Source organism: Corallococcus sp. CA053C, from assembly GCF_003611675.1.
GTDB lineage: Bacteria > Myxococcota > Myxococcia > Myxococcales > Myxococcaceae > Corallococcus.
In genome coordinates this window covers 1-7,674 of record NZ_RAWA01000447.1, presented here as the reverse complement: position 1 = coordinate 7,674, position 7,674 = coordinate 1, and the positions used below count along the sequence as shown (strand labels likewise).

Below are 7,674 nucleotides of genomic sequence, written 5' to 3'. Positions count from 1 at the left end.
GGCACGTGGCCGCGTATGTGGACGGGGGCGGGGTGGTCATCGCGCTCGACTCGTCGGGGAGCGTGGACCTCTTCGGCCACGCCCTCTCCACGCAGGTGCGCGTGAGCGGCAGCGGTCAGGTCATCTGGCACTGACTACCTTGCCTTGAACCCCCGCGCGGGGAAGGCCGCGGGCAGGAAGGCAGGCGGGCCATGGCAGGGACCATGCGGGCGATGGTGCTCCACGCACCCGGGCAGCCGCTGCGGGAGGAGCACCTCCCCATTCCGGAGCCCGGGCCGGAGCAGGTGTTGTTGAAGGTCCACGCCTGCGCCGTGTGTCGTACGGACCTGCACGTGGTGGACGGCGAGCTGACCCAGCCGAAGCTGCCGCTGGTGCCGGGCCACGAAATCGTGGCGACGGTGGTGACACCCGGCGAGCGGGTGAGGGGCCTTGTCCCCGGTACGCGCGTGGGCGTGCCGTGGCTGGGGTGGAGCTGCGGGCAGTGCCGCTTCTGTCGCTCCGAGCGGGAGAACCTCTGCGACACCGCGCGCTTCACCGGCTACGACCTGGACGGCGGCTTCGCGGAGTACACTGTGGCGGACGCGCGCTTCTGCTTCCCGCTGCCGTCGTCGTACCGGGACGTGGAGGCCGCGCCCCTGATGTGCGCGGGGCTCATCGGCTTCCGCAGCCTGCGCATGGCGGGCGAGGGGCCCCGGCTGGGGTTGTATGGCTTTGGCGCCGCCGCGCACATCCTCATCCAGGTGGCGCGGCACCAGGGGCGCAAGGTGTATGCCTTCACGCGCAAGGGTGACGTGGAGGGGCAGGCGTTCGCGCGCGAGCTGGGCGCGGTGTGGGCGGGAGGCTCGGAGCAGCTCCCGCCGGAGCCGTTGGACGCGGCCATCCTCTTCGCCCCCGTGGGCGCGCTGGTGCCCGCCGCGCTGCGCGCCGTGGACAAGGGCGGCGTGGTGGTGTGTGGCGGCATCCACATGAGTGACATCCCCGCGTTCCCCTATCTGGTGCTGTGGGAGGAGCGGGTGGTGCGCTCGGTGGCGAACCTCACGCGCCTGGACGCGGTGGACTTCCTGGCGCTCGCCCCGCGCGTGCCCGTGCGCACCGAGGTCCAGCGGTTTCCCCTGGCCTCCGCGAACGAAGCGCTCCGGGCCCTGCGTGAAGGGCGCGTGCGCGGGGCTGCGGTGCTGGACCTGACGGGCACGGGCGAATCCCTCCATCGCGAACGTCCTGCGTAGTGCGGGGTGGGCCCTTTCCCTTGCGCTTGCGGCCCCCAACTCCTCACCTGCTTGAGGAAGCCCCGTGGTTTTGTTAGCTGTCGCTCCCACAAGCGAGGCAGTGCTGCTGACCCGCAGGGGGCGTTCGTCAGATGCCAGAACTGGGCGAAGGTGTACTTGCTGCGCTGAACCACCACCCGGAGCACTCGGAGGAGACGTGCGCTTTCTGCACGGCCTCCCAGGAGCCGACGGAGGAGAACAACGTCCTCACTGACAGCTTTGATGAGGATGCCAACGAACTGCCAGGCATCACCTTGGAGGGCATGGCCTTTCGCAACTGCGCGGGCAGGCTTGGCTCGGCGCTCGTCGCGGCGGGGCTGCCGCAGCTTGAGGCGGAGGTGCGAATCGATGGCATCGAAGGCGGGTTGCCGGTGCAGAGCGCCGCGCATCACCTCATCCCCGGCAACGCGACCTTGAAGAAGAGCGACCTCATGCCATACCTCCATTCGGAGGGGATGGCCGTGGGCAACATCGGCTACGACGTCAACGGTCAGGAGAATGGAGCCTGGCTGGCTGGCAACTACGCATTGCGCGGACGGAACGGGCTGGCGAGTTGGGGTCCCGAAGGAACTGGCTTCTTCGCGATGTATGGCAAGGACCCGAAAGAATACGCTTTCGCCGCGATCGAGGCACTCCGCTGCCAGTTCCACGACGCTCACAAGGACTACAGTCAATTCGTGCTCCGCGAACTGAACTTGCTCGCGAAGAAGCTTGAGAAGGGACAGAGCCTCTGGTGCCCTGAGGCACGGCAGGAACCGGACGAGGACCCGAAGAAGCGGCAGATGAAGATGCTCGTGCTGCGCCTGAACACCATCTCTCGCCGCCTCCAGCGCTTCGTCACCAACCCGGGCCCTGCCTGGCGGGAGAACCTCGTCACGTCTCGCTTCTCGCTCGCATACATCCACGAGCGCATCCTCCAGCCCAGGAGTTCCTAGCCATGTACTATGTCCTTGGTCGCCTCTATGCAGCCCACCCCGCCCGCTTCTGCGACACGGACCGCAACGATGCTCAGGGGGTCTGGTGGGATGATGGGCAGGTCTTCACCAAGCCCATCAGGACGCCCCTCGAGTTGCGGCTGGAGCCCTACGATCCCATCAACCCGGACATGAGCCCCGCCATGGCCTCTCTCTACGATGGCAGGGTACCGCTCTACAGTGATGCACTGCTCGCGGCGCTCAAGGTGGCTGGCGTTGACAACCTGGATACGTACGAAGCGCGCATCTTCGACCCGGACACGGGCACGTGGCACACCGACTACAAGGCCGTGAATGTGATTGGCATGGTCTCGGCGGCGGACATGGCGAAGTCCGTGGCCACGGTGCATGACGGCATCCCGCTCGTCGACGTCTCCTTCGACCGGCTCGTCATCGACCCGCGGAAGGCGCATGGCTTCTTGATGTTCAGACTGGCGGAGAACAACTCCGCCGTCATCGTCCACGAGCAGGTCAAGCAGGCGGTCCTCGCCGCGGGCATTCGCGACCTGGAGTTCTTCCGCCCCGAGAACATCGCACTGTAGAGCGGGTGTTGGTGTCCTCGGAGGGAATGCGTTAGACGGGCCGCGCCAGCGATGACCCCCGTTCCGACTTCCCCCCCCTCCCGCCGCGGGTTGCCCGGCGTGCTCGCGCTGCCCGCCGTGGTGCTCGTCTGGGCGCTGGTCGCGGTGGCGCCGGTGTGGCTCCAGGCCGCGCGCTCCTGCTTCTCCACCTACGACCTGGGCATCTACAGCCAGGCGCTGGCGCGGCTGTCCTTCCGGGATCCGAACCCGTGGCTCAGCGCGCGACAGGTCCACATCTTCGCGGATCACTTCGACCCCGTGCTGTGGCTGGCCCGGCCCCTGCGCGAGCTGATGCCGGCGATGTGGGCGGGGCTGGTGGCGGAGGCCGCCTTCATCCTGCTCTCCATCGCGCCGCTGGTGTGGCTCCACGCGCGCGGCCTGCTGGACCGGGCCTCCACGGTGCTCCTGTCCGCGGTGCTGCTCTTCAACGCCGGCACGCTGGCGGCCCTCATCTACCCCATCCATCCCACCGCCTGGGCCATGCTGCCCTGGTCGATGCTCGCGGTGGCGTACTGCCTGCGGCGCACGGGGTGGATGCTCGCGTCGCTGGTGTTGTTGTTCGCGTGCAAGGAGGAGTTCCCCTTCGTGGGCCTGATGCTCGCGGGAGGGCTCTGGCTGCGGGGCGAGCGTCGCGTCGCGCTGATGGTGTTCACGCTGTCGGCGGCGTGGCTCGCGTTCGTGTTCTTCGGGCGCTCCGGGTGGACGGGCGAGACGGTGGACTACCGCACGCGGCTGATGCCGACCCCGGGCCAGGGCCTGGGCGGCTACCTCGCGGAGCGGCTGGCGCCGAAGCACCTCCGGCGCATCGGCACGCTGCTCGCCGTCTTCATCCCGGTGGCGCTGTGGGCGTGGCGTCAGAAGTGGAAGCCCGACTGGGTGTGGCTGTCGCTGCTGCTGCCCATGATTGGCATCCGCTTCCTGGGCATGGCGTGGCGCGACCAGTACGGAGCCCCGCTGATGGCCGCGGCGGCCCTGACGCTGCTGCCGTTGCTGCTCCAGCGCCGTCCTCCAGCCTGGGTGCTCATCGCGACGGGCGTGCTGCTCTTCACGACCAACGACAACCTCTTTCGCAACGCGCGGCGCGCCGTCTTCGCGCCGGAGGTCCACCCGGAGGAGTGTCCGGCCACGGCGCCGCGCCTCGCGTCGCTCCAGCGCGCGTGGGACGTGCTTGGCGCGAACCCGGGCGGCAAGGTCCTGCTCGAGGGCAACCTCGTGGCGAACGTGGCCGAGCGGGACGACATCTACATGGTGGGCGGGCCCCAACCCGACGACGTCCACGTCTACGACCTGGTGCTGGTGGAGAAGCCGCCCCGGGGCAACGTGCGGCCCATCACCCGGGAGCGGATGGCAGAGCTCATCACCCTGTGGCGCTCCCAGCCGGGCACGCAGGTGCTCATCGACGACGCGAACGTCTTCCTCGCGCGGGGACGCTTCACCGCCGCTCGCTGAGGTCCACTTCCGGCAATGGCGCCGGGGCCCGCATCGTATGAAGGGGCATGCACCTCACCCTCGTCCTGGGAGGCCTGCTGGCGGTGGCGGCCCCCTCCACGCCCGACGCTTCCGTGCCCTCCACCCCGCGCGCGCCCTACCTGGATCCGAAGCTCAGCGGCGCCGCGTACTGCTACGACCCGGACAGCCCCCTCCTCGCCAGCGCGTTCCGCCAACCGAAGCCCACGCCCGACACGCGCGTGGACAGCGCCGCCCTCGCTGACGACGTGCGCTTCCTGCACCAGTTGCTGCGCACCACGTACTCCGGCTGGCCGGAGCTGCTCGCGCACCGCACGTTTGATCCGGATCGCTTCTTCGAGGACTGGAGCGCGAAGGTGGCCGCGTCCGGACCCACCGTGTCCTTCCAGGACGGCGTGCTCGCGCCGACGGTCGCCATCCGTGAGGCGCTGACGGACAACCACTTCGGCCCGTCCGGATGGCTGGGCGTGCTCCGGAATGATCCGCGGCTCGCCTTCCGCGAGTACCAGGCCGAAGCCCCGACGGGCCTCGCGCGGGAGTCCTGCGACGCGAACACCCTCGAAGGCGCGCAGGCGGACACGCTGCGGGTCGCGCCGGTGCTGAAGCCGGACGGCTCCAAGGCACAGCGCATCACCGTATCCGCGAAGGGCGGAGGCGACACGCGGGCGCTGAAGTGTGGCGCCACGTCGCTCACGCTCACGGTCCGTCCCAAGCGTCCGCCCCAGCCGGCGCCCGCGGACGTGTACTCGTACGAGCCGAAGGGCGACGTGGGCATCATCACGCTGCGCCGCTTCTCCGGCCCGCCCGAAGCGGAGGCGCGGCTGCGCCAGTTCGTCGCGGACGCGCCGAAGCACCGCAAGCACAAGCTGCTGGTGTTCGACTTGCGGGGCAACAGCGGCGGTGACGACGGCTACGTGTACGAGTGGCTGGACACGATGGTGCGGGGCCCGTGGTTCTCCTCGGGCGAGGTGTGGATGCACGGCGCGTTCTACCCGTGCTTCGAATGGAACTCGCGGGTGATGCGGCAGGCGATCGACGGGCGGCTGGGCACCCCGGAAGCGCTCGCGGAGCGACAGGCGCTCCGCGCGAAGTGGCCCGTGCCGCCTGAGCCCTCGAGGCCCGTGTTCGACAGCGGCCGGGTCGAAGGCCACGCGAAGACTGCGTACACCGGACGCATCGTGGTGCTGGTGGACCGCGACTCCGCGTCGTCGGGAGAGAGCGCGGCCTACGCGCTGAACCGCGCCACGGGCGCACCCATGGTGGGCGAGCGCACGGGCGGCTTCCTCACCTACGGTAACGCCCCCAGCTTCGTCCTGCCGCGCACAGGTTTCGCGTGGGTGGTGCCCAACAAGCGCAATTATTTCGCGGAGCCGGTGGAAGGCGTGGGACACGCGGTGCAGGTGTACCTGGACGCGGAGGACCTGGGCCGCCCGGTGACGGAGCTGCTGCCCCGGCTGCGCAGGCTGCCGTGAGGCAATGCGCCCCGCGCACCGGGGCGGGGGACCCATCCTGCCCCGGCAGGCAGTCCCCCCACCTCCACGGAGCGCGCGCTGGCAGGGCTTATGCACTGAACCTGACTCGAACACCGGCTCCGGAGGACGGAGCCATCACACCCGAGGCGGACGATGAAGCGCGCACTGCGAATCACCTACCGGGGCATGGAGACGAGCGAAACCCTGAGCGAGCACATCCGCGGTCAGGCCGACAAGCTGGAGCAGTTCTTCGAGGGCATCACCGGCTGCGAAGTCGTGGTGGAGGAGCCTCACCGCCACCACGCGCAGGTCCATCAGTTCCACGTCCGGGTGGCGTTGCACGTGCCGGGCAGGGACATCATCGCGGATCGCGATCCGGCGCAGCTCGCGACCCACGCGGATGCCTACCAGGCCGTCACGGATGCCTTCGAGGCCGCGCGCCGCCAGCTCCAGCACCACGCGGAGAAGTTGCACGCCCACCACCGCTGACGGGAGCGGGTGTCACCCGGGAGTCGGAACGCGGCACGGCGCTGTTCCGCGCCGGACGTCCGGGGTCGGGGGGCGTTGGCGCGGTCGGGCGCATGGGGTTCTCTCCGTGCGCCATCGACCGCGCCACCTTCTCCGCGGGGAGCCCACTCATGTCGCTCAACCACTACGTCACCCTGGGCCGCTCCGGCCTGCGCGTCAGTCCCTTCTGTCTCGGAGCCATGACGTTCGGTGAGGACCTGGGCTGGGGCAGCAGCGTGCAGACGTCCAACGCCATCATGGACCGCTTCATCGAGCGGGGCGGCAACTTCATCGACACGGCGAACGTGTACACGTTCGGCCACTCGGAGAAGATCATCGGGGACCACCTGGGGAAGGAGCCGTCGAAACGCAACCGGGTGGTGATTGCCACCAAGTTCTTCGGCAACCTCTTCGAGAAGGATCCGAACGGTGGCGGCGCGGGCCGCAAGTCGGTGCTGGCCGCGTGCGAGGAGTCGCTGCGCCGGCTCCAGACGGACTACATCGACCTGTACTGGATGCACGCCTGGGACGTGCACACGCCCATCGAGGAGACGATGCGCGCGCTGGACGACCTCGTGCGCTCGGGCAAGGTCCGCTACGTGGGCTTCTCCGACACGCCCGCGTGGAAGGTGGCGCAGGCGCAGGTGACGGCGTACTTCCGGGGCTGGGCGCCGCTGGTGGCGTTGCAGATGGAGTACTCGCTCCTGGAGCGCACGGTGGAGGGCGAGCTCATCCCCATGGCGCTGGAGCTGGGGCTGGGCGTGACGCCGTGGTCGCCGCTGCGCAGCGGGGCGCTGAGCGGCAAGTACACGCGGGAGAACGCGGGCAAGCAGAAGGCGGACCGGGGCGCGTGGACGGAGAGTTCTCTCAACGAGAAGACCTACGCCCTCATCGACCTGCTCCAGCGCGTGGCGAAGGAGCAGAGCTCCACGGTGGCGCGCGTGGCGCTGGCCTGGGTGCAGGGTCGTCCGGGCGTGGCGTCCACCATCCTGGGTGCGCGCACGATGGTGCAACTGGACAACAACCTGGGGGCCCTGGACCTGAAGCTCACGCCCGAGCAGGTGAAGGCGCTGGATGCGCTCTCCCAGCCCACGCTCGATTTCCCGGCGGCCTTCCTCCAGAACGCCCCGTCCTTCATGCACGCGGGCCTCCGCGTGAACGGCGTGCAGGCCGCGCCGAGCCAGCTGACGCCCAAGACGGACGCCCAGCGCTACTGATCCGGGCTGCGGAAACACCGGCCCCGTCGGCACAGGGGCCCACACCGTCGCGTGCGAGGCCTTACGTTTGGGCCCATGCCAGCGGGAAAACGGCGGCCGGAGCGTTCAGGACCGGACGCTCGCGGTAGCGCGAACGGGGGCCGTTCCTAGTATCGGTCCCCTGGCAGTCGGGTGGGTGGGTGGTCTGGCGC

Annotated in this window: 7 protein-coding genes; all 7 read left to right on the top strand. The window is 69.5% G+C overall.

Features of this window, described 5'->3' with window-relative positions; genetic code table 11:
• Positions 1 to 191 precede the first annotated feature (191 nt).
• Entirely contained in the window at positions 192 to 1,226 is a 1,035-nt protein-coding gene (locus D7V97_RS36845; protein ID WP_120615292.1) for a zinc-dependent alcohol dehydrogenase family protein, read from the top strand.
• A 131-nt stretch (positions 1,227 to 1,357) separates the two neighbouring features.
• Entirely contained in the window at positions 1,358 to 2,200 is an 843-nt protein-coding gene (locus D7V97_RS36840; RefSeq protein ID WP_120615291.1) for an AHH domain-containing protein, read from the top strand.
• Positions 2,201 to 2,202: 2 nt separating this feature from the next.
• On the top strand, positions 2,203 to 2,781 hold the full coding sequence (locus tag D7V97_RS36835; RefSeq protein WP_120615290.1) for a DUF1629 domain-containing protein: 579 nt from the start codon (positions 2,203 to 2,205) through the stop codon (positions 2,779 to 2,781).
• Positions 2,782 to 2,880: 99 nt separating this feature from the next.
• Complete coding sequence (locus D7V97_RS36830; protein ID WP_233583456.1) at positions 2,881 to 4,269, top strand: DUF2079 domain-containing protein; 1,389 nt, start codon at positions 2,881 to 2,883, stop codon at positions 4,267 to 4,269.
• Between the two features lie 47 nt (positions 4,270 to 4,316).
• Positions 4,317 to 5,759, top strand: coding sequence for a S41 family peptidase (locus tag D7V97_RS36825; RefSeq protein WP_120615288.1), 1,443 nt, complete (start codon positions 4,317 to 4,319; stop codon positions 5,757 to 5,759).
• 153 nt (positions 5,760 to 5,912) lie between these two features.
• Entirely contained in the window at positions 5,913 to 6,248 is a 336-nt protein-coding gene (locus tag D7V97_RS36820) for an HPF/RaiA family ribosome-associated protein (RefSeq protein WP_120615287.1), read from the top strand.
• Between the two features lie 149 nt (positions 6,249 to 6,397).
• Complete coding sequence (locus tag D7V97_RS36815) at positions 6,398 to 7,483, top strand: aldo/keto reductase (RefSeq protein WP_120615293.1); 1,086 nt, start codon at positions 6,398 to 6,400, stop codon at positions 7,481 to 7,483.
• Positions 7,484 to 7,674: the final 191 nt, after the last annotated feature.

Coding starts and splice junctions, on each gene's coding strand:
- D7V97_RS36840 (WP_120615291.1), top strand. CDS start 1,358: ATGCCAGAACTGGGCGAAGGTGTACTTGCTGCGCTGAACCACCACCCG.
- D7V97_RS36845 (WP_120615292.1), top strand. CDS start 192: ATGGCAGGGACCATGCGGGCGATGGTGCTCCACGCACCCGGGCAGCCG.
- D7V97_RS36835 (WP_120615290.1), top strand. CDS start 2,203: ATGTACTATGTCCTTGGTCGCCTCTATGCAGCCCACCCCGCCCGCTTC.
- D7V97_RS36815 (WP_120615293.1), top strand. CDS start 6,398: ATGTCGCTCAACCACTACGTCACCCTGGGCCGCTCCGGCCTGCGCGTC.
- D7V97_RS36825 (WP_120615288.1), top strand. CDS start 4,317: ATGCACCTCACCCTCGTCCTGGGAGGCCTGCTGGCGGTGGCGGCCCCC.
- D7V97_RS36820 (WP_120615287.1), top strand. CDS start 5,913: ATGAAGCGCGCACTGCGAATCACCTACCGGGGCATGGAGACGAGCGAA.